Annotated in this window: 21 protein-coding genes, 1 tRNA gene and 1 pseudogene; 5 read left to right on the forward strand and 18 right to left on the reverse strand. The window is 73.7% G+C overall.

The genetic code is table 11. The features are described from left to right. Positions 1–110: 110 nt before the first annotated feature. Both GA0070564_RS02955 and GA0070564_RS02960 read right to left on the reverse strand, forming a co-directional pair. Positions 111–944, reverse strand: coding sequence for a Bax inhibitor-1/YccA family protein (locus tag GA0070564_RS02955; protein ID WP_091602057.1), 834 nt, complete (start codon positions 942–944; stop codon positions 111–113). 111 nt (positions 945–1,055) lie between these two features. Further along, a tRNA-Leu gene (locus GA0070564_RS02960) sits at positions 1,056–1,136 on the reverse strand. Between the two features lie 102 nt (positions 1,137–1,238). Here GA0070564_RS02960 and GA0070564_RS02965 point away from each other — a divergent pair. Next, entirely contained in the window at positions 1,239–3,110 is a 1,872-nt protein-coding gene (locus GA0070564_RS02965; RefSeq protein ID WP_245669793.1) for a DUF6311 domain-containing protein, read from the forward strand. A 56-nt stretch (positions 3,111–3,166) separates the two neighbouring features. Here the strand turns inward: GA0070564_RS02965 and GA0070564_RS02970 are convergent, their stop codons facing one another. From GA0070564_RS02970 to GA0070564_RS03015, 10 genes are all read right to left on the reverse strand, one after another. After that, positions 3,167–4,498, reverse strand: coding sequence for an NAD(P)/FAD-dependent oxidoreductase (locus GA0070564_RS02970; RefSeq protein WP_091602060.1), 1,332 nt, complete (start codon positions 4,496–4,498; stop codon positions 3,167–3,169). 102 nt (positions 4,499–4,600) lie between these two features. Next, complete coding sequence (locus GA0070564_RS02975) at positions 4,601–5,185, reverse strand: hypothetical protein (protein ID WP_425412399.1); 585 nt, start codon at positions 5,183–5,185, stop codon at positions 4,601–4,603. Next, a complete protein-coding gene (locus GA0070564_RS02980; RefSeq protein WP_091602063.1) occupies positions 5,182–6,564 on the reverse strand; it encodes a DUF58 domain-containing protein in 1,383 nt (460 codons plus the stop codon). The genes GA0070564_RS02975 and GA0070564_RS02980 overlap by 4 nt, the downstream gene beginning before the upstream one ends. Beyond that, positions 6,564–7,571 carry an AAA family ATPase gene (locus tag GA0070564_RS02985; protein ID WP_091602066.1) on the reverse strand — a complete coding sequence of 336 codons (1,008 nt, stop codon included), beginning with the start codon at positions 7,569–7,571 and terminating at the stop codon, positions 6,564–6,566. Before GA0070564_RS02985 ends, GA0070564_RS02980 begins: the two co-directional genes overlap by 1 nt. Beyond that, positions 7,571–8,152 (reverse strand): hypothetical protein, encoded by a 582-nt coding sequence (locus tag GA0070564_RS02990; protein ID WP_091602069.1) that lies wholly within the window; start codon positions 8,150–8,152, stop codon positions 7,571–7,573. Before GA0070564_RS02990 ends, GA0070564_RS02985 begins: the two co-directional genes overlap by 1 nt. A 34-nt stretch (positions 8,153–8,186) precedes the next feature. After that, positions 8,187–8,963 carry a DUF4129 domain-containing protein gene (locus GA0070564_RS02995; RefSeq protein WP_091604440.1) on the reverse strand — a complete coding sequence of 259 codons (777 nt, stop codon included), beginning with the start codon at positions 8,961–8,963 and terminating at the stop codon, positions 8,187–8,189. Positions 8,964–8,981: 18 nt separating this feature from the next. Continuing rightward, positions 8,982–9,695, reverse strand: a complete 714-nt coding sequence (locus GA0070564_RS03000) for a uracil-DNA glycosylase (RefSeq protein WP_091602072.1) — start codon at positions 9,693–9,695, stop codon at positions 8,982–8,984. A 19-nt stretch (positions 9,696–9,714) separates the two neighbouring features. After that, positions 9,715–10,401: a dienelactone hydrolase family protein gene (locus GA0070564_RS03005; RefSeq protein WP_091602075.1), complete on the reverse strand. Its 687-nt coding sequence runs from the start codon at positions 10,399–10,401 to the stop codon at positions 9,715–9,717. Between the two features lie 183 nt (positions 10,402–10,584). After that, positions 10,585–11,541 (reverse strand): HAAS signaling domain-containing protein, encoded by a 957-nt coding sequence (locus GA0070564_RS03010; RefSeq protein WP_091602078.1) that lies wholly within the window; start codon positions 11,539–11,541, stop codon positions 10,585–10,587. Continuing rightward, positions 11,538–11,870 carry a PadR family transcriptional regulator gene (locus GA0070564_RS03015; RefSeq protein WP_091602081.1) on the reverse strand — a complete coding sequence of 111 codons (333 nt, stop codon included), beginning with the start codon at positions 11,868–11,870 and terminating at the stop codon, positions 11,538–11,540. Before GA0070564_RS03015 ends, GA0070564_RS03010 begins: the two co-directional genes overlap by 4 nt. Positions 11,871–11,948: 78 nt before the next feature. Here GA0070564_RS03015 and GA0070564_RS03020 point away from each other — a divergent pair, with 78 nt between their 5' ends. After that, entirely contained in the window at positions 11,949–12,578 is a 630-nt protein-coding gene (locus tag GA0070564_RS03020) for a LysE family translocator (protein ID WP_091602084.1), read from the forward strand. 55 nt (positions 12,579–12,633) lie between these two features. Here GA0070564_RS03020 and GA0070564_RS03025 read toward each other — a convergent pair whose 3' ends face one another. The 5 genes and pseudogenes from GA0070564_RS03025 to GA0070564_RS03045 all read right to left on the reverse strand — a co-directional run bounded on the left by GA0070564_RS03025 (position 12,634) and on the right by GA0070564_RS03045 (position 15,161). Further along, positions 12,634–13,098 (reverse strand): LppU/SCO3897 family protein, encoded by a 465-nt coding sequence (locus GA0070564_RS03025; RefSeq protein WP_091602087.1) that lies wholly within the window; start codon positions 13,096–13,098, stop codon positions 12,634–12,636. A gap of 124 nt (positions 13,099–13,222) precedes the next feature. Continuing rightward, positions 13,223–13,573, reverse strand: coding sequence for a VOC family protein (locus GA0070564_RS03030; RefSeq protein WP_091602090.1), 351 nt, complete (start codon positions 13,571–13,573; stop codon positions 13,223–13,225). 71 nt (positions 13,574–13,644) lie between these two features. Next, a pseudogene (locus tag GA0070564_RS03035) lies at positions 13,645–14,040 on the reverse strand (hypothetical protein); the annotation flags it as partial. Positions 14,041–14,129: 89 nt separating this feature from the next. After that, positions 14,130–14,840, reverse strand: coding sequence for a MerR family transcriptional regulator (locus tag GA0070564_RS03040; RefSeq protein ID WP_091602093.1), 711 nt, complete (start codon positions 14,838–14,840; stop codon positions 14,130–14,132). Positions 14,841–14,873: 33 nt separating this feature from the next. Next, complete coding sequence (locus GA0070564_RS03045) at positions 14,874–15,161, reverse strand: hypothetical protein (RefSeq protein WP_091602096.1); 288 nt, start codon at positions 15,159–15,161, stop codon at positions 14,874–14,876. Between the two features lie 133 nt (positions 15,162–15,294). Here GA0070564_RS03045 and GA0070564_RS29140 point away from each other — a divergent pair, with 133 nt between their 5' ends. Beyond that, complete coding sequence (locus GA0070564_RS29140) at positions 15,295–15,438, forward strand: hypothetical protein (protein ID WP_342672532.1); 144 nt, start codon at positions 15,295–15,297, stop codon at positions 15,436–15,438. 9 nt (positions 15,439–15,447) lie between these two features. Here the strand turns inward: GA0070564_RS29140 and GA0070564_RS03050 are convergent, their stop codons facing one another. Next, entirely contained in the window at positions 15,448–16,380 is a 933-nt protein-coding gene (locus tag GA0070564_RS03050; RefSeq protein ID WP_091602099.1) for a Ppx/GppA phosphatase family protein, read from the reverse strand. Positions 16,381–16,879: 499 nt separating this feature from the next. Between GA0070564_RS03050 and GA0070564_RS03055 the strand changes: the two genes are divergently transcribed. Both GA0070564_RS03055 and GA0070564_RS03060 read left to right on the forward strand, forming a co-directional pair. Then, positions 16,880–17,497 carry an ABC transporter ATP-binding protein gene (locus GA0070564_RS03055; protein WP_245669794.1) on the forward strand — a complete coding sequence of 206 codons (618 nt, stop codon included), beginning with the start codon at positions 16,880–16,882 and terminating at the stop codon, positions 17,495–17,497. A gap of 1 nt (position 17,498) precedes the next feature. Further along, positions 17,499–18,911 carry a DUF6297 family protein gene (locus tag GA0070564_RS03060; protein WP_091602105.1) on the forward strand — a complete coding sequence of 471 codons (1,413 nt, stop codon included), beginning with the start codon at positions 17,499–17,501 and terminating at the stop codon, positions 18,909–18,911. The last annotated feature ends 3 nt before the right edge of the window (positions 18,912–18,914 follow it).

Consider the following 18,914-nt stretch of genomic DNA (forward strand, 5'->3'; position numbering starts at 1 on the left):
AGAAGGGGCCCCTCCTTACCTCCACGGCGCGGGTGTTCCGCCGCAACGAGGACGGCGCCCGCCCCCGCGGTGTGCGGGAACGGGCGCCGGTTGTCCGGGAGCGGCGCGGGTCAGTCGTCGCCCTGGAAGTAGCTGAGCAGGCGCAGGATCTCGATGTAGAGCCAGACCAGGCCGACGACGATGCCGAAGGCGGCGGTCCACGAGTAGCGCTGCGGAAGCCCCATCCGGACGCCGTTCTCGATGTCGGCGAAGTTGAGCACGAAGCTCAGCGACGCCACCACGATGCAGACCAGGCTGAAGCCGATGGCCAGCGGGCTGCCGTCGCGCAGGCCGGTGTTGACGCCGAAGAGCGCGAACACGAGGTTGATCAGCATGACCGCGAAGAGGCCCACCATGATCGAGACCATGATCCGGGCGAACTTCGGGGTGGCCCGGATGATCCGCGCCTTGTAGATCATCGCCATCAGGAAGAAGACGCCGAAGCTCGCCACCACGGCCTGGAGCACGATGCCGTCGTAGAGCGAGTTGAACGCCTTGCTCACCATGCCGACGAAGACGCCCTCGACGACCGAGTACGCCACCACCAGGGCGGGGTTCGCCATCCGCGAGAACGAGATGATCAGGCCCAGCGCCAGGCCGACGACGGCCGCGCCGATCCAGGCGACGCCGACCAGGGCGTCCGGCACGAGGATCCAGGCGGCGGCCGCGGAGGCGCCGAGGATGGCGAGCAACGTGACCGTCTTGACGACCACGTCGTCCAGGGTCATCGGGGTCACGGTGGGCGGGGCCGCCGGGTAACCGGCCCCGGTCGGGTACTGCTGGTACGGCGCAGACTGCTGGGGGTAACCGGGCTGTCCGTACGGCCCGGGCTGGGCGTACCCGGCCGCCCGCTCCCGCTCGGCCGCCTGGCCGAGCCGGGCGAGCACCGGGTTCGTGGTCTTCACTTCTCTGGCCTCCCTCAGGGGGTCGTCGCACGTGGAACGTGCACTCTCTAGCGTAGAGGCAGCACATGACGCGCGCCGAACGCGAAGCTGTGGGAAAGCTGAGAGTCTCGGTGCCCGGGGCGGGGGTCGAACCCGCACGCCTTTCGGCAGCCGCTTTTAAGGCGGCCGTGTCTGCCGTTCCACCACCCGGGCGGGCGACACCGGACACGTCCGAGGTGCGCCGGTGCAATCACACGGTAGCCGTTGCCCCGCCACCCGGCGTACCCCGACGGTCCCCCCGTTAGGGTCGAGGCCGTGACCAGCACAGCCCCGCCGGCTCCCGACGCCACCCCGGCCACGGAACCCCGCCCCGCCGACCCGCCGACCGGCCCGGCCCGGCCCGTGCGCCCGGTCGCCGCCGTCCGGCGGCGGGCCGGACAGGTGGCCGCGGCGGCCCGCCGGCACCGGCGCGACCTGCTGGTGGCGCTGGCCTTCCTGCTCGCCGCGGGCTGGCTCACCCACGGCCTGTGGCCGAACCCCAACGGCCGGATGCTGGCCCTCAACCCCGCCGACCAGACCCTCTACGAGTGGTTCCTGGCCGTCGACGCCCGGGCGCTGCGCGGCGACCTGCACCTGCTCACCGAGCTGCTCAACGCCCCCGACGGGGTGAACATGATGGCCAACACGTCGGTCATCGTGCTCGGGGTGCTGTTCGCCCCGGTCACCCTGCTGCTCGGCGCACCGGTCAGCTTCGCCCTGCTGGCCGGCCTGAACCTCGCCGGCACCGCGCTGGCCTGGTATCTCCTCCTGCACCGCACCGTCCGGGTGCGCCGGGCCGCCGCCGTGGTCGGCGCCGCCCTCTGCGGCTTCGGCCCCGGCATGGTCTCGCAGACCAACAGCCACCTGCACATGACCGCGCAGTGGCTGGTCCCGGTGATCGTCTGGCTGGTGGTCCGCCTGGTCCGGGCCGCCGACCCGCTGGGCCGCCCGGACGGTGCCGGGCCGGACCGCCGCCGGGTGGTCACCTCAGCGCTCGGCCTGGCCGTCGTGGTCACCGTCCAGGTCTTCATCGGCGAGGAGGTCCTCTTCCTCGCCGCGCTCACCCTGCTGATCATGACCATCGGGTACGCCGTGGCCGACCGCCACCTTGCCCGCCGGGTGCTGCCCGGCCTCGCCGGTGGCCTGCTGCTCGCCGCCGGCCTGTCCGGGCTGGTGCTGGCGTACCCGCTGTGGTTCCAGTTCGCCGGCCCGCAGGGGGTCGCCGACGGGATGTTCAGCCCGCACTACTTCTCGGCGGACCTGACCAGCTGGTGGACGCTCTCCCCGCTCTCGGTCGGCGGCAGCGACTCCTCCGCGGGGCTGACCAGCGGGCCGGCCGAGTACAACGCCTTCCTCGGCCCGGCGCTGCTGCTGGTGGCCGCCGGCTGCGCGCTGTGGCTGGGCCGTCGACCGCTGGTCGTGGCGTGCTTTCTGGCCGCGGTGGTGATGGCCGCCTTCTCGCTCGGCCCGGAGCTGGTCCTGGCCGGCGAGCGCAGCCGCCTGCCCGGCCCGTACACCCTGCTGCTCGGCCTGCCGGTGGTCGACGGCGCGCTGCCGATGCGCTTCGCGCTGGCGGTGCTGCCGCTGCTCGGCACCCTGCTGGCGCTGGCCGTGCACCGGGCGCTCGGCGAGACCGGACCGGCCCGCTGGGTGGTCCCGGCGGTGGTCGCCGTGGCGCTGCTGCCGGTGGCGCCGATGCCGCTGCCCACCGCCGACCGGCCGCCGCTGCCCGAGTTCGTCACCGCCGGGCACTGGCGCCAGTGCGTACGCCCCGGCGGGGTGCTGGTGCCGGTGCCGCCGCCCACCCCGAAGGACCCCTGGCCGATGCGCTGGGCGGCCGCCGCCGACGCCGGTTTCGCGCTGCCCGAGGGCTTCTTCATCGGCCCGTACGGACGGGACGGCACCGCGGCGATGGGCATCTACAAGCGCCCCACCTCCGCGCTGCTGGCCGACGTCGCCCAGCGCGGAGGGCAGCCGGTCATCGGCGAGCAGCAGCGCCGGCAGGCCGCGGCGGACGCGGACTACTGGCAGGCGTCCTGCATCGCGCTCGTCGACGGCACCCCGAACGCACCGCGCCTGCTCGCCACCCTGGAGCAGCTCTACGGCCCGGCCACCCGGATCGCCGACGCCTGGACCTGGCGGCTCTGACCCGGACACGACGAAGGGCCCTCCCCGAGGGGGAAGGCCCTTCGTGCGAAGGTCGGTCAGACCCGCGGGGCGCCGACCGGCTGCGACGCCTCGACGAACTCCTCACGCGGGTCGTGCAGCTGGCCGAGCGCGACCACCTCACGCTTGAGGAAGAACGCCAGCGACCAGTCGACCACCACGCGCACCTTGCGGTTGAACGACGGGATCCGGCTCATGTGGTACGTCCGGTGCATGAACCACGCCGGCCAGCCGGTCATCTTCACGCCGTACACCTGGGCGACGCCCTTGTGCAGGCCGAGGCTGGCGACGCTGCCCGCGTGCTTGTGCTTGTAGTCGACCGGCTCCCGCCCGCGGATCACCAGGGCGATGTTGTCGGCCATCCGGGCGGCCTGCCGGACCGCGTGCTGCGCGCTGGGCGAGCAGAAGTTGCCCGGCTCCTTGGTCAGGTCCGGCACGGCGGCACAGTCGCCGGCGCTCCAGGCGCCCTCGATCACCCTGTCGCCGTCCACGATCTGGAGCGTGGGCAGGCAGGTGACCCGGCGGCGCTCGTCGCGCGGGAAGTCGGTGGCGTCCAGCATCGGCGACGGCTTCACGCCCGCCGTCCAGACGATGGTGTCCGAGCGGAAGCTGTCACCGTCGGAGAGCTTGACCACCCCGTCGACGCAGGACTCCAGGCGGGTGTCCAGCCGGATGTCCATGTTCCGCTTGAGCAGCTGCTGCACGGTGTAGGCGCCCATGTCCCGGTCGACCTCGGGCAGCACCCGGTTGGTCGCCTCGACCAGCACCCAGCGCATGTCCTCCGGCTCGAGCTCGGGGTAGTAGCGCAGGGCGTCCCGCGCCATGTCCTCCATCTCGGCCAGCGCCTCGATGCCGGCGTAGCCGCCGCCGACGAAGGTGAACGTCAGCGCCCGGCGCCGGACCTCCGGGTCGGTCGTGGCGGCCGCCACGTCGAGCCGGTCCAGCACGTGGTTGCGGAGGAAGATCGCCTCACCGATGGTCTTGAACCCGATGCCCTGCTCGTGCAGGCCCGGGATCGGCAGGGTGCGGGAGACCGAACCCGGCGCCACCACCACGTGGTCGTACGCGATCTCCCGGGTCGGGCCGACGATCGGCTGGACCACCGCGACCTTCCGGTCGTGGTCGATCCGGGTCACCGCACCCGCCACGACCCGACACCTGCGCAACTCCCGCCGCAGCGGCACCACGGAGTGCCGGGGCGAGATGTTGCCCGCCGCCGCCTCGGGGAGGAACGGCTGGTAGGTCATGTGCGGCTGCGGGTCGACGACGATGACCTCGGCCTCACGAGAGCTCAGCTTCTTGGACAGGCGCAGAGCGGCGTACAGGCCAACGTGCCCGGCACCAACGACAAGGATCCGCTTCGGGTTCACGTCATCTATCTTTCCCCGGGGGGCTCCGCTAATCCCGCTCCGGACCCCCATCTGTGACGGAGCACAACCCCTGTGACCTGCGCAACGCCCGGAGCCGTCCCGCTATCTGCGACGCAACAACCAGCCCAGCAGCGCCGCCAGACCCACCGCGACCAGCAGCCCCGCGACCGTGGCGGTCCGGAAACCCCCACCCGGGCCGAGACCGCCCGCCTCCATCAGCAACACCCCGAGCACCGCGCCCGCCAGCACCACGGCGCCGGCGCGGGTGACCCAGCGCACCAGCACCGTCGGGTCGACCACCCCGTCGTAGGGCAGCAGCGCGGCCAACGCGCAGAGGCTGTGCGTCAGGTAGAGCGTGGTCGCCAGGCCGAGCAGCCGCCACAGCTCGGGCCGCTGGCCGTAGCCGGCGGTGGCGAGCAGCCAGCCGCCCACCGCGACCAGCACGGCGAAGGTGGGCCACACCCGGCGCGGGCCGAGCGCCGGCAGGACCGCGGCCACCAGCAACGCCAGCAACCCGCGCCCCACCAGCAGCTCACCGGGGAAGGCCAGCAGGAAGGAGGCGAACGCGGCGAGGAACACCAGGAACCGGACGAGCAGCGGCAACATGCTGATCCGGTTGACTCCGGAGCGTACCGCCCGGACGCGCTGCGTCACCGCGTCGACGACGCCGGGATCGTCCGCGCTCATCGGCCACCGATCCTCGGTGCGGTGGCCAGCCGGGCCACGTCCCGCAGCACCTGGTCCAGGCTGCCCGCGCCCGCCCAACGCACCACCGGCACGCCGTGCTCGCGCAGCTGGCCGATCATCGTGTCCCGGTCCAGCCGCCACAGCCGGAACGCCACCTCGGCCCAGCCCTGCCGGCCGGGCGGCGGCAGGTCGGCCGGGAGGGTGTCCACCGCCACCACGAACCGGCCGCCGCGGGCCAGCCGGGCCAGCATCTGCGCCGACCGCTCGTCCAGCAGCGGGGTGAGCACCACCACCAGGGCGTCCGCCGAGAGCAGCTGCGGGCCGAAGACCTGGTCGTACGGCTCGTGCGGGGAGGACTCGGCGCGCACGTCGAGCAGCCATTCCAGCACGGTGAGGTACTGCCGGCGGCCGGTCGCCGGGCGCAGCCGGCGGGCCGCCGGACCGTACTCCAGCATCGCCACCCGGTCCCCCCGGTGCAGGTAGTGCTCGGCGATCGCGGCGGCCGCCCGAACCGTGGTGTCCAGCACCGACGCGGCACCACCGACCCCACCGGAGCGACCCGTCTCGGCCAGCACGTCCAGCAGGACCACCACCTCGGCGTCCCGGTCGGAGAGGGTGGATGCCACGTGCAGCTGCCGGGCCCGCAACGAGACCCGCCAGTCGATCCGGCGCAGCCGGTCGCCCGGGCCGAAGACCCGTACCCCGGCCAGCTCGCCGCCCTCCCCCGGCCGCCGCGAGTGGTGCGCGCCGACCAGGCCGGCGGCCCGGGGCATCGCCTCCACCGCGTCGAACGGCTCGGTCCTCGGGTACACCCGCACCCGCACCGGCTCGGTGACCACCACCGGGGAGAGCAGCAGGCCGTCCGCGGCGGCCACCCGGGTGCCGGCCGGACCGACCGGGTGCCGGCCCCAGCGCCGGGCCACCCCGCCCAGCTCCAGGTCGACCGCCGCGCCGGTGGGCACCGTCGTCACGAAGGGACGGTCCGCGCCGCCCGCCCGGGACAGGTCCGTCACCGCGCCGGCGAAACTGGCCCGGGTGACGTGCAGCCAGGGCGAGACCCGGGCCCGCACCACGGCCACGTCGTACCCGATGGTGTCCGGGTTGCCCACCGTCACCGCGCCGGCCAGCTCGCCCCCCTCGACCAGCTGCGCCTCGTCCCCGGTGAGCCAGAGCTGCGGCGCCGCGGTCGGCCGGCGGCGCAGCGCGTACGCGGTGCCCAGCGCGAACGGCGCGGCCAGCACCACCAGGTCCACCCGGCCGAGCAGCACCCCGGCGATCAGCAGCAGGCCGGTGACGAGCACGGCCCGGCCCAGCGCCCGGGTGGGCGCCCAACCGGCGGCGGGCTCCGGCTCCTCCTCCGACACGGTCGGCTCGGTCATCAGTGCCCGGGCCGGCCGGCCGCGTAGCTGGGCAGCGCGCCGCTGGCCGGGGCGGGGGTCTGCTCCAGCACCTCACCGACCACGAAGGACGGGTCGACCCGGCGCAGCCACATCTCCGGACGCAGGGTGATCCGGTGCGCCAGCGCCGGCACCGCCACCTCCTTGACGTCCTCCGGCACGACGAAGTCGCGGTTGGCCAGCACCGCCCGGGCTCGGGCCAGCAGCAGCAGCGCCAGCGAGCCGCGCGGCGATGCCCCGACCAGCACCGACGGGTGCTCCCGGGTGGCGGCGGTCAGCTCGACGATGTACCGGCCGACGGAGTCCTCCACCACCACGTCCTCCAGGGCGGCCTGCATGGCCCGCAGGGTGGCCGCGTCCACCACCGGCTTGATCTCGGCCTCCTCGCGGCGGCGCGACATCCGGCGGCGGAGCACGTCGTACTCGTCGTCGCGCTCCGGATAGCCGAAGGAGACCCGGAGCAGGAACCGGTCCAGCTGCGCCTCGGGCAGCGGATAGGTGCCCTCGTACTCGATCGGGTTGGCGGTGGCCAGCACGTGGAACGGCTCGTCCAGCCGGTAGGTGACCCCCTCCACCGAGACCTGCTTCTCCTGCATCGCCTCCAGCAGCGCCGACTGGGTCTTCGGCGGGGTGCGGTTGATCTCGTCGGCCAGCAGCAGGTTGGTGAAGATCGGGCCGGCGCGGAAGGCGAAGTCGCCGCTGCTCTGGTCGTACAGGAAGGAGCCGGTGACGTCGGCGGGGAGCAGGTCGGGGGTGAACTGGAGGCGGCGGAAGTCCAGCCCGAGCGCCTGGGCGAACGAGCGGGCGGTGAGCGTCTTGCCCAGGCCGGGCAGGTCCTCCAGCAGCACGTGGCCACCGGCCAGGATGCCGGCGAGGACCAGCTCCAGGGTCTCCCGCTTGCCGACCACGACCGAGCCGACCGCGTCGAGCACCGCCCGGGCCAGGTGACCCACCTCCGCGGCGGAGAACGTGCGCTGCGCGTCGTTCATCAGATCTTCTCCAGTTCGGCGACGATCGCCGCGAGGTCGCGCGGCGACGGGGGGCGGCGGGGAGGGTTGTCCAGGAAGGCGGTCAGTCGGTCGCCCAGCAGCTCACGGGCGCGCGCCGCGTCCGACTCGCGGGTGATGCCGTGGCGCTGGCGCAGCCGTTCGTCGGCCAGCTCGGCCAACCGGGGCCAGACGGTGGAGGCGAACCGCTCCGGGCGGGTGGTCGACCAGTCCAGCGGCACCTCCCACCGCTTGACGGCGGCGTTCAGCGCGTCCCGGGCGCCGAAGTTGTAGAGGCCGTCCTCCTCGCCGCCGCCGATCCGGCCGCCACCGGTGGACGGCGGGGGCGGCGACAGGGCGGCGGTCACCCGGCGCACGGCGAGCACGGCGAGCGCGCCGGCCGCCAGCACCGGGATCGACACCTGGAGGCCGACCGTACGCAACGCGACCAGCGCCACCGCGACGATCGCCACGGCGCCGACGAGCATCCGCAGCACCGGCCGCAGCCAGCCCTGCCGCTCCGGCGCCCCGTCCGGTGGCCGCTCCTCCTCGAACCGGAGCAGCTCCTCGATGCTGGTGCTCACCCGCGCCTCCCGGGCCGTCCGGCCGGTCGCCGGGTCACGGCGCGGGCTCCTCGGCCACGGCGGTCAGCTCGCCACGCAGCCGGCGCAGCGCCGCGCGGGCCTGGTCCCGGGTACGTCCGTCGACCGGGTGGGTGGCGTACCGGGCCTCCCGGTAGACGTGGGCGAACTCGGCCAGCACGTCGGCGCTGGCGATCGCCGGTACGCCGGCGGCCGGGTCACCGCGCAACAGCCGGGTCACCAGGTCGGTCGGGGTGTCCCCGGCCAGCTTCGGCACGCCCGCCTCGGTGGCCGCCTCCTCCAGGCGTACCCAGCAGGCGATCACCGCCGTACGCGGGTCGGTGTCCCGGTCGTCCAGCTCGACCAGGCCGGCGTCCAGCGCGGCGACCACCTCCGCGGCGGTGCCCCGGGCGGTACGCCGGGCCCGCTGCACCGGGACGGCCCGGGTGGTCCGGTTGATCGCCCCACGCGCCAGCAGCCAGCCGACGTAGCCGACCGCCAGCAGGATGCCCAGCGCGAACAGCGCGATGGCGACGGTGGCGATCCACTGGGGAATGTGCACCTGGGTCGCCTCGCCGGCCTCGCGCGGCTCGATCGGGCTCGGCTCGGTGCTCGGGTACTCCGGCACGTACGGGATGGTGTCGGACGCCGGCGGCACCCGGGTCGCGCCCAGCGAGGAGTGCCCGGCCGCCGCGGCGGCCAGCACCAGCAGCGCCGCGACCACCGCGACCGGCCACCAGCGACCGATCAGGGCGCGGGCCGACGGACGCCGCCGGGACGGGGCGACGTCGGGCGCACGCGTGCCGTCGGTCATCGCCACCGCCCCCGTAACTCAGTCCACCCCGGCCAACAGTTTCGCCCGGGTGAACACATCGTCCAGCATCTCTGGCGTCAGCCGCCCGGTGAAGGTGTTCTGCTGGCTGACGTGGTAGCAACCGAGCAGATCGGGCGCGGCCGTGCCGGACCAGTGTGCCCCATGACCGAATGCCGGTCGCGGGCTGGTCGGGCGCACCCCGTACACCGCTCGCAGGGCCGGCCACCACGCGGCCCAGGCGAACGCGCCGAGCGCGACCACGACGCGCAGGGTGGGCCGGATCAGCGTCAGCTCGCGGTGCAGCCAGGGAGCGCAGGTGTCCCGCTCCGCGGGGGTGGGCTTGTTGTCCGGCGGGGCGCAGCGCACCGCCGCGAAGATCCGGGTGTCCCGCAGGGTGAGCCCGTCGTCGGCGGCGACGCTGGTCGGCTGGTTGGCCAGGCCGGCGCGGTGCAGCGCCGCGAAGAGCACGTCCCCCGAGCGGTCCCCGGTGAAGATCCGCCCAGTCCGGTTGCCGCCGTGCGCGGCCGGGGCCAGGCCGAGGATGGCGATCCGGGCGTCGGCGGGGCCGAGGCCGGGCACCGGACGACCCCAGTAGTGCTGGTCGCGGAAGGCGGCCCGCCTGGTGCGGGCCACCTCCTCCCGCCAGGAGACCAGCCGCGGGCAGGCGAAACAGTCGCTGACCGCGCCGTCGAGGTCGGCCAGGTCGGTCGCCCGCGCGGCGCGGGCGACCACCTCTCCCGGGGTACGCGACTCAGCCAAGCTTGGCCCGGAAGTGTTCCAGGGTGCGGGCCCAGGCGGTGGCGGCGGCCCGCTGGTCGAACTTCTCCGGCCGGTCCTCGTTGAAGAACGCGTGCGCGGTGCCCGGGTAGTCGTGCAGGGCGCAGGTGCCGCCGGCCGCCTCGATCGCCGACCGGGCGGTCTGTACGCCCGGGTCGGCGGAGGTGCCGTCGGCCTCGGCACAGTGGATGAGGGCCGCCTTGCCGGCGTAGTCCGGCCAGTCGGCGCGCATGCCCTCCCAGGGCAGCCGGGGATAGAAGCCGGCGGTGGCCACGATCCGCTCCGACAGCGCCCCCGACCAGAGGGCCAGGCTCGCGCCCGCGCAGAAGCCGGCACAGCCGACCTTGCCGGTGACCTCGGGGCGGCCGGCGAGGTATTCGGCCGCGGCCGCGATGTCCCGGCCCGCCTCGTCCATCTGGGTGGCGTTCAGCATCCGGTGCGGCTCGTCCGGCTTGGCGGCCGGCTGCCCGTGCCGGAAGTCGGGCGCGAGGGCGACGAAGCCGGCGTCCGCGAAGCGGTCCACAACCGCCCGGATGTGGGGCACCAGGCCCCACCAGTCCTGGATGACGATGACCGCCGGGCTGGCCCCACCGGCGGAGGGTATCGCGAGATACCCCTCGCTCGTCCCTCCGTTGCTGGTGAAGCTCACCATCTCGCCCATGAGCCCGTCCTCCTAGCGGTCAGTCATCGTTGGCTGGTCGCCCAGTGGTGCTACGTGCCGGTAGCCTGCCACGCCGCCGGCACGCCACGGAAGACACACGAAGAGTGGCATTCACCTCCCGTTCGCGCGGTGGACGGATGCGGCGAGGGCGCCCGCCGGTCGGCGGGCGCCCTCGGATGGGACTCAGCGGGTCGGTTGTGGTGTCGGCTCGGTCGTCGCGGTCGGTGTCGCGGTGGGCTGAGCCGTCGGCGTCGCGGTGGGTTCGGGGCTCGCCGTCGGCGGCGTGCCGGGCGGCGTCGGGACCGAGCGTGGGCCGAACGGGGCCTGCTCCGGGCAGTACGGGTAGCCGGCGCGAAACGCCTCGTCCTGCCGGCCCGGCTCGGCGCAGTCGGGGTAGCCGAGCCGGATCGGCGCACCGTTCTGGTCGAACAGCCGCGCGTTGCGGACCAGCCGCCCCTCGCCGTCGTAGACGAAGACGTCCCGCACCTGGTCGTACTGGTTCTCCACCGGGTAGTAGCCGATCGGGTCGTTCCTCCGCTGGTCCAGGCTCTGGAACAGCACCAGGCCGAAGCAGACCAGCACCACGGCGGTGACCTGGTTCAGCACGCGGGGCCAGCGCCGCAGCTCGCCGGATCGGCGTCCGAACGAGACCGACAGCGGGATGGCGACCACGAGCAGCAGGAAGCCTGCGAGGACGCTCTGGAACGGGCGGGGGAACAGGGTGAGGCCGCCGCCGAGTGTGCCGATCAGCGCCGCCGCCAGGTAGCCGCGGAGCACCCACCAGGCCGGCCGGAGCAGTCGGAGGAACTCGCCCGCCGTGGCGTACCCGAGGAGCGGACCGAGCCGGACGTCGAGCCGGTCGCGCCGGTCGCGCAGCCGGCGCACGACGGCGGCGATCCGCTCGTCGCGCCGACCGCCGGTGGCCGGCCCGGCCGCGCCGGCCGCGACCCGCAGCTCCGCCGCGTACGCCTCGGGCTCGCCCAGCCGGTCGACCAGCGAACCATCCGCCTCGGCGGCGACCTCGGTGAGGTGCTCCGGCAGGTCCTCGGTCAACTCGTCGCGGACGGCGGGCGGCAGGTCGGCCAGCGCGGCCCGGACCCGGTCGACGTAGTCCGTGATGTCCTGCTCAGTGACGGTCATGCCGCCATCCCCCGATCCTCGAGCAGTGCGTCCATGGTGGTGGCGAAGGAGCGCCAGGTCTTGCCGGAGCGGGTGAGCTGGTCGCGACCGGCGGCGTTGAGCGCGTAGTACTTGCGGTGCGGGCCGGACTCGCTGGGCACGACGTAGGTGGTCAGCAGGCCGGCGGCGAAGAGGCGGCGCAGCGTGCCGTAGACCGAGGCGTCGCCGACCTCTTCCAGGCCGGCCTCGCGCAGCCGGCGCAGGATGTCGTAACCGTAGCCGTCGGAGTCGCGGAGCACGGCGAGAACCGCCAGGTCGAGCACGCCCTTGAGCAGCTGTGTGGTGTCCACGCTTCCGACAGTAGTGTGCATTGCGTAGTACCGTCAAGAGCGTACTACCGGTCGGTGGCCCGGGCATAGGGTCGCGGCATGTCGTGGAGCAGCTACGGGACGTTCCTGGTCTTCGCCGCCGTACTGGTGCTGATCCCGGGACCGGACTTCGCGGTGGTCACCCGGAACACGCTGGCCGCCGGACGGCGCCGGGGCCGGTGGAGCGCCGCCGGGGTGGCCAGCTCCAACGCGTTGCAGGGCACCGCGGCGGCGGCCGGACTGGGCGCGCTGATCGCCGGATCCCAGCCGTTGTTCGAGACCATCCGCTGGGCGGGCGTGGTTTACCTGGCGTACCTCGGGGTGCAGGCCTGGCGGTCGGCCTGGCGCGGCCGGTACCCGCTGCCGGACGCCGGCGGGGCGGTGCCGCCCGGGGAGGCGGTGACCGGCTTCCGGCAGGGCTTCCTGTCCAACATCACCAACCCCAAGGTGCTGGCGTTCTATCTGGCCGTGCTGCCGCAGTTCGTCGGCGGCGCGGCTCCGCTGGGCGTGCTGCTGGCCTTCGCGCTCAGCCACGCCGTGCTCTCGCTGACCTATCTCACGGTGCTGGTCGGGGCCCTGGACCGGGTACGCGCCGTGCTGTCCCGCCGCCGGGTGCGGCGCGGGATGGACGCATTCACCGGGACGGCGCTGCTCGGCTTCAGCGCCCGGCTGGCCACCGAACGGCTCTAGGCACGCCGACGGCGGCACGGTCGCACCGTGCCGCCGTCGACGGATCGAGCCTGGATCAGGCGTGCTTGGTCAGGCAGAGCACGTAGCCCTTGCCGCCCCGCTCGATGTTGGAGAAGACGTAACCGTCCTGCCCCTCCTTGATGTACGTGTCGCAGCCCTCTCCGGACGCGGCCTGCGCCTCGGTCTGGTTCTCGACCCGGCCGACCACGTCGTACGCGGCGTCCGTGGAGGTGCACTCGACGACCTTGGCGTCGTCGGCGGACTCCTGCTTGTCGCCGACCGTCGCCGGCAGCTCGGCGAGGCAGTCACCGACCTTGGCGTCCGCGGTCTCGTCGCGGTTCAGGTAGGACTTCACGCCGAACTTGAAGGCGCCGAAGGCGAGCACGGCGAGGATGACGCCGAGGATGCTGAGCACCTTGCGCCCGCCGGACTTCTTCGCCGGCTCGGCCGGCGGCGCCGGCACGGCCGGGTCGGGCTGGCCGGGGGACGGCGCGGAGGGCGGTGCGACCTGCTCTGACACAGAATTTCCTTCCGAAGGGGACGAGCAGACGACACCGTAGGTGATCACTGTCGCCGGCACTGCCCCGTCGGGCTCATCCGTTCAGCCATTTCTCAGCTTCTTCAGCTTTCTCCCAGCAAGGCCGCTATTCGTCGTGCTGGGTGACGTTCACGACCGTGCCGTCCGGGTCGCGGACGAAGAACCGGCGCAGCCCCCACGGCTCGTCGGTCAGCGGGTAGACGACCTCGGCGCCGGCCGCCACGCACCGGGCGTGCACCTCGTCGACGTCGTCCACCTCGATCGAGACGTCGGCGTGCACACCGGCGTGGATGTCGAGCGCCATCACCGAGAGCTGGACCTCGCGGGTCGACCCGCCGAGGAACCGGATCCAGTCCATCCCGCCCAGGTCGTCCAGGCCGATGAGGTCGGTGTAGAAGCGCCGGCTGACCGCGAGGTCGTCGGCGAGGATGTTCGGCTTGATCCGCCTGACCGCCATCCGTCGAGGCTAAGAACGGCCGCGTTCCGGGTCCATCACCCTGAACAGGTCCTCCAGCTGCTCTGGCGACAGTCGGAATCGGCCGGATCGACGTCCAGGGTGCGGTCGGGGGTGAGGCCGACGCCATGGGTGGCACCCTCCCAGCCCATCTCCTGGTCGGCCGCCACGATCATCAGGTGGTTGGCCGGCGGCCCGGGCGGAGGTCCACCGGTCTCCGCCCAGCGGTGGTACCGACGGTAGGCGAGATCCTGTTCGGTCCAGCCGAAGCGCCGGAGCAGCCCGTGCGCCATGTCGTGCATGGCCCGCTCCTCGTTCACCGCGACGCGGTAGCCCGACAGCAGCAGGTCGGCGCGTTGGACGTCCACGTCCATCCCGTCCGCGCCGATCTCGTCGGCGAGCGGGGCGTACCGGCGGAGCGTGTCGGCGGCGGTCGCGGAGCCGCGATCCAGCCTGAGCATCAACTGCATCCTGAACGGCGGCTTGTCCTGCTTCGCCACGACTGCTCCTCCCCCGACCGCCGCACCAGGGCCCATCATCGCCGCCGAGCCCACCCGGCTCAGCCCTGGTAGAGGTCGATGTGATTGCCACTCGGGTCCGCCACGCAGGACGACCGAGGTTTCCACGGCCGCTCGACAGGTGGGTAGATCTCCGCAGCGCCGGCATCGAGCGCCAGCTGATGGGCCGAATCGACGTCCTCGACGAGCAGGCCGAACCGGGCCGGCCCGGTCGGGCCGGGGTGACGGTCGTCGGCGATGGTCAGGAGGAAGAACTCCTGGCTGGGCCAGGTGCCGAACTCGAACGATCCGATCTCCTCGTTGAACGTCGCCGCGAAGGCCGACCGGTAGAACGCGACCAGCGCGTCCCGATCGGTGGCGTTGACCGTCACCTGCACGATGCGCGAACCCTTCAGTGCCGGCATGCCGACTCCCTCCTTGACGTATCGCTCCGCCTCACGGGCCAACTCGGCCAATGCCTCCGCTCGCCGTGCCAGGTAGCTGCGGTGCTCACCGAGGAGAGCCACAGCCGGCGGTCCGCTCGGGTCCTGAACCACCTGCCGGATCGACTCGACGGGCATCTCCAGCCGGCGCAGGACGCGGATCAGTCGCGCTTCCCGGACCTGCTCCGGTCGGTAGCGGCGGTAGCCGGTGGCCGGGTCGACCCAGGTCGGCAACAGCACGCCGACCTCGTCGTAGTGCCGCAGCGCCGTGACGGACAAGCCGGAGAGCATCGCGAATCCACCGATGCTCAACAGGTGCTCCGTGTTCATGACGCCAGCATCGGGTCTCGGGCTACCCGAGAGTCAAGCGGCCGCCCACGCCAGGAACCTGTCGAAGAGTTCACCGGGCGACGGCTCGGGCCGGGGATTGAGGGTGAGCAGGTCGGCGGTGGCGTCGAAGAGGCAGCCGGCCAGGTAGACGCTGAGCGCCACCCGGTCGCGCCGGTATTCCATCAGCAACAGCAGCCGGGCGGGTTGGCACGGCCAGGGCGCGGCGCACACCCGGCACAGCCAGCGGGGCCGCATCGGCAGATGCGGTCGCACGGCCCGGCGTTGACGGTCCTGAGCGGGCGAGACGTAAGGCGTGGCCATCACCCAATGGTGTCGAACGCTATTGCTTGTGTCAATAGACGCCGTAGTTGGCGGAGTGCACGGACGCTCGCGCTGCCATCGTCAACATGTGGAGCTTGTCGGCGTATCTGAGATCCGGGCCATGCTCGGTCACGTGTCACGCCAGCGGGCGTCCGTCATCGCCAACCAGCGCAACTTTCCGGAGCCGATCGCCGTCCTCGCGATGGGCAAGGTCTGGCGGAAGTCGGACGTCGAGAAGTGGATCAAGGAGCATCGGCCCGAGCTGGCCGCGGACTGACCGCCCCGGTCAGCCCTGGAGGCTCCAGGCGATGCCGTCGAGGATGTCGTGCTCGGAGGCGACCACCGACGGCATCCCGGCCCGCTCCATGATCACCCGCAGTACCAGCGCGCCCGCGCCGATCACGTCCGCCCGCCCCGGGTGCATCACCGGGATGGCCAGCCGCTGCTCGCGGGTCTTCCCGAGCAGATCGGCGGTCACCTCGGCCACCTGGTCGTAGGAGACCCGGGCGTGGTGGATGCGCCCCGGGTCGTACCCGGTGAGGCCTTGGGCGATCGCGACGACGGTGGTGACCGAACCGGCGAGCCCGACCAGCGTGGCGGCCTCCCGGCCCGGCACGGTCGCCAGCGCGCGGTCCACCGCGACCGTGATGTCGGCCTGCGCCGCGGCGACCTCGTCCACGGCCGGTGGGTCGCCGTGCAGGTGCCGTTCGGTCATCCGGACGCAGCCGATGTCCATCGAGATCGCCGCGTCCACCCCCGACTCGCGGGTGCCCACCACGAACTCGGTGGAGCCGCCCCCGATGTCCACCACCAGGTACGGCGGCCGGGCGTCGGCGGGCAGGCCGCGCACCGCCCCGGTGAAGGAGAGCCGGGCCTCCTCGTCGCCGGTGACCACCTCGGGCGGCACCCCGAGCGTCTGCTCCACCATGGCCCGGAAGTCCGCCGCGTTGGAGGCGTCCCGCGACGCCGAGGTGGCGCACATCCGCACCCGCTCCGCGCCGAGCTTCTCGATCTCGGCCGCGTAGTCGGCCAGCGCCACCCGGGTCCGCTCGATCGCCTCCGGGGCCAGCCGGCCGGTCCGGTCGACGCCCTGGCCGAGCCGGACGATCTCCATCCGGCGGCTCAGGTCGCGCAGCGGCGCCTCCGGCCCGGCGGTCGGGTCGGGCAGGTCGGCGACCAGCAGTCGGATCGAGTTGGTTCCGCAGTCGATGGCGGCCACGCGCGTCGTCACGGCAGCAACCCTACGACAGGAGGCCGTCGACGCCTTCCCGAACGACCTGGCGGGCCGTCGACGCCCCTCCCGGCGGCGTACCCCGGCCGTCCACCCGGCCGACCCTCGACCCGCCGCCGATCACCCACCGCAACCGCAGCGAATATCGCCCAACGTGACGATCGGCTGGGTGGCCAGACGTTCATCGCCCGCCTTTGCTCTGCTGCTGCGGATGCAACACCGGCGGTGAGCTGGCCATTCACCTGTCCGCCTGACACGGGTCCCACTCACCTTCGGTGACTGTTGCGTGGATGGCAGCAGAGCAAAGGGGCGTGGGAGACGGGTCGGGGTCGGTGAGATGTGTGCGCAGCGTGATCAGCGGGCGTTCACCGGCACGTGTCGGCTCGGCCCGTGCCAGGTCCGGAAACCCGCCGACCGGCAGTCGGACCCGGGGGCGGCGCCGCGCCAGGCCCGGGCCCGCTGGCGACGTCGTGCGAGAGTGGGCGCCGTGGACATCCTCACCGTACGAGGTCTCACCCGCCGCTTCGGCGAGCTGGTCGTCCTGGACGACGTGCACTTCGGCCTGACCGCCGGGCGGCTCGCCGTGGTGGCCGGACCCAACGGCTCCGGGAAGACGACCCTCCTGCGCTGCGTCGTCGGGTCCGACCGGCCCGACGAGGGCGAGGTGCTGATCGACGGAAAACCGTGCCACGAGACCGACCCCGAGGTACGCGCCGTGCTGGCTGCCGCCCTCGACGACATCGACTTCTTCCCGGACCTGTCGGTCGCCGAGCACCTGGAGCTCGTCGCGTACGCCCACGGCGGCGCCGCGCAACCGGTCGCCGAGATCCTGGCCGAACTGGACCTGGACCGGGTCGCCGACCAGCTCCCGGTGACCCTCTCCAGCGGGCAACGCCAGCGGCTCACCCTGGCGTCGTGCTTCGTGCGCCCCCGTCGCCTGCTGGTGCTCGACGAACCCGAGCAGCGGCTCGACGGCCGGGGCCGGGCGTGGCTGGCCGACCGGCTGCTGCGGGAGAAGGCCGCCGGCACGGCCGTGCTGATGGCCTCGCACGACGCTGACCTGATCGCCGAGGTCGCCGACGACCGGATCGAGGTCGGCGGCTGAGATGGCCGCGACCACCAGCGCTCCCCCGAGTCCCGCCCCCCGCGCCGGGCAGGTCCGGGCCCGGCTGCGCCGCGCCCGCCGCCGGCACCACGAGACGTCCCTCGGCGACGTGCTCACCGACGTCTATGTCGTCGTCCTCTTCGTGGCGATGTACGGGTGGTTCGGGCTGACCGCGGTCCGCCGCTACCTCGACTCGCCGGCCGGCGTACCCGGCGACCCGGGCGAGCGGTACTGGATCGCCGTCGCCGCGGCGCTCGCCGCCACCGGGCTGGCCTGGCGGATCCTCCGGGAGGCCGGCCCCCTGCTGGTGTCGCCGGCCGCCCAGTCCTGGCTGTTCAGCGCGCCGGTGAACCGGGCGGCCCTGCTGCTGCCCCGGGCCGCCGCGCTGGTCGGCGCGACGGCCCTCGGGGCGGGACTGCTCGGGCTCGGCGCCGCCGTCGTCGCGGGCCCGGACCGGCCGGTCGACCTGCTCTGGTCGGCGCTGGCCGGGGCGGCCAGCGGAACCGTCGCCGTCGCCGGGGCGGTGGTCGCCCAGGCCGCGCCCCGGGACCCACGCTGGGCCCGGCTCGTCGACCGGGTGCTGCTCGGCTCGGCCGGCGCGGTCGCGCTGCTCGTAGTCACCGGCCACCTCCTCGACCGGCCGGTCCCGGAGCTGTCGCTGCCGCTCACCGCCGCCGTCGCCGTGCTCGGCGTACCGGTCGCCGGGTGGGCGGTCCGGCGGGCGTACCGGGCGCTCGGCCGCGTCGACCGGGCGTCCCTGATCAGCGGCGGGCAGTTCGCCGGGGCCGCCACCAGCGCGGCCGTCCTGCTCGACCCGACGATGATCGAGAACCTGGTGCAGCGCCGGCGGTGGCGGTCCATCGGCCGGGTGCGCCGCCGGCCGCTGCGCCGAGGCGGGCGGTTCGCCGTGCTGGTCGGGGCCGAGCTCCGCCGGCTGCGCCGACACCCCGGCGCGCTGCCGGTCTGGGCGGCGCTGCTGCTGACCATGTACGCCGTGGCGGTGGCGCTACCGGCCTCGGCCGGCTCCTGGCAGGTGGTGCTCGGTTACCTCGCCGCCGACCGGTTGACCGGCGGCCTGCGCACCGTCAGCCGGTCCGCCGGGCTGCGCCGCACCCTCGGTGGCAGCGACACCCTGCTGCGGCTGGCGCACGTCGTCGTGCCGGCCGTCGGCGCGCTGGTCTGGTACGCGGCGACCCTCCCGGTCGTCCGGCCGACGGTGGGTCCGGTCGACGGACTGCTGCTGGCCGGGATCGTGGCGGCCGCGTACCGCACCGCGACCCGGCCGCCGATGCGCTACGACGGCCCGATCGTGGACACCCCGGTCGCGATGATCCCGGTCGACCTGGTCCGCCGGGTCGTCCGCGGCCCCGACCTGGTGGCCGTGCTGGTCCTGGTCCAACTCCTGCTGACCTGACGG

It is taken from the genome of Micromonospora mirobrigensis (assembly GCF_900091555.1).
Classification (GTDB): Bacteria; Actinomycetota; Actinomycetes; order Mycobacteriales; family Micromonosporaceae; genus Micromonospora; species Micromonospora mirobrigensis.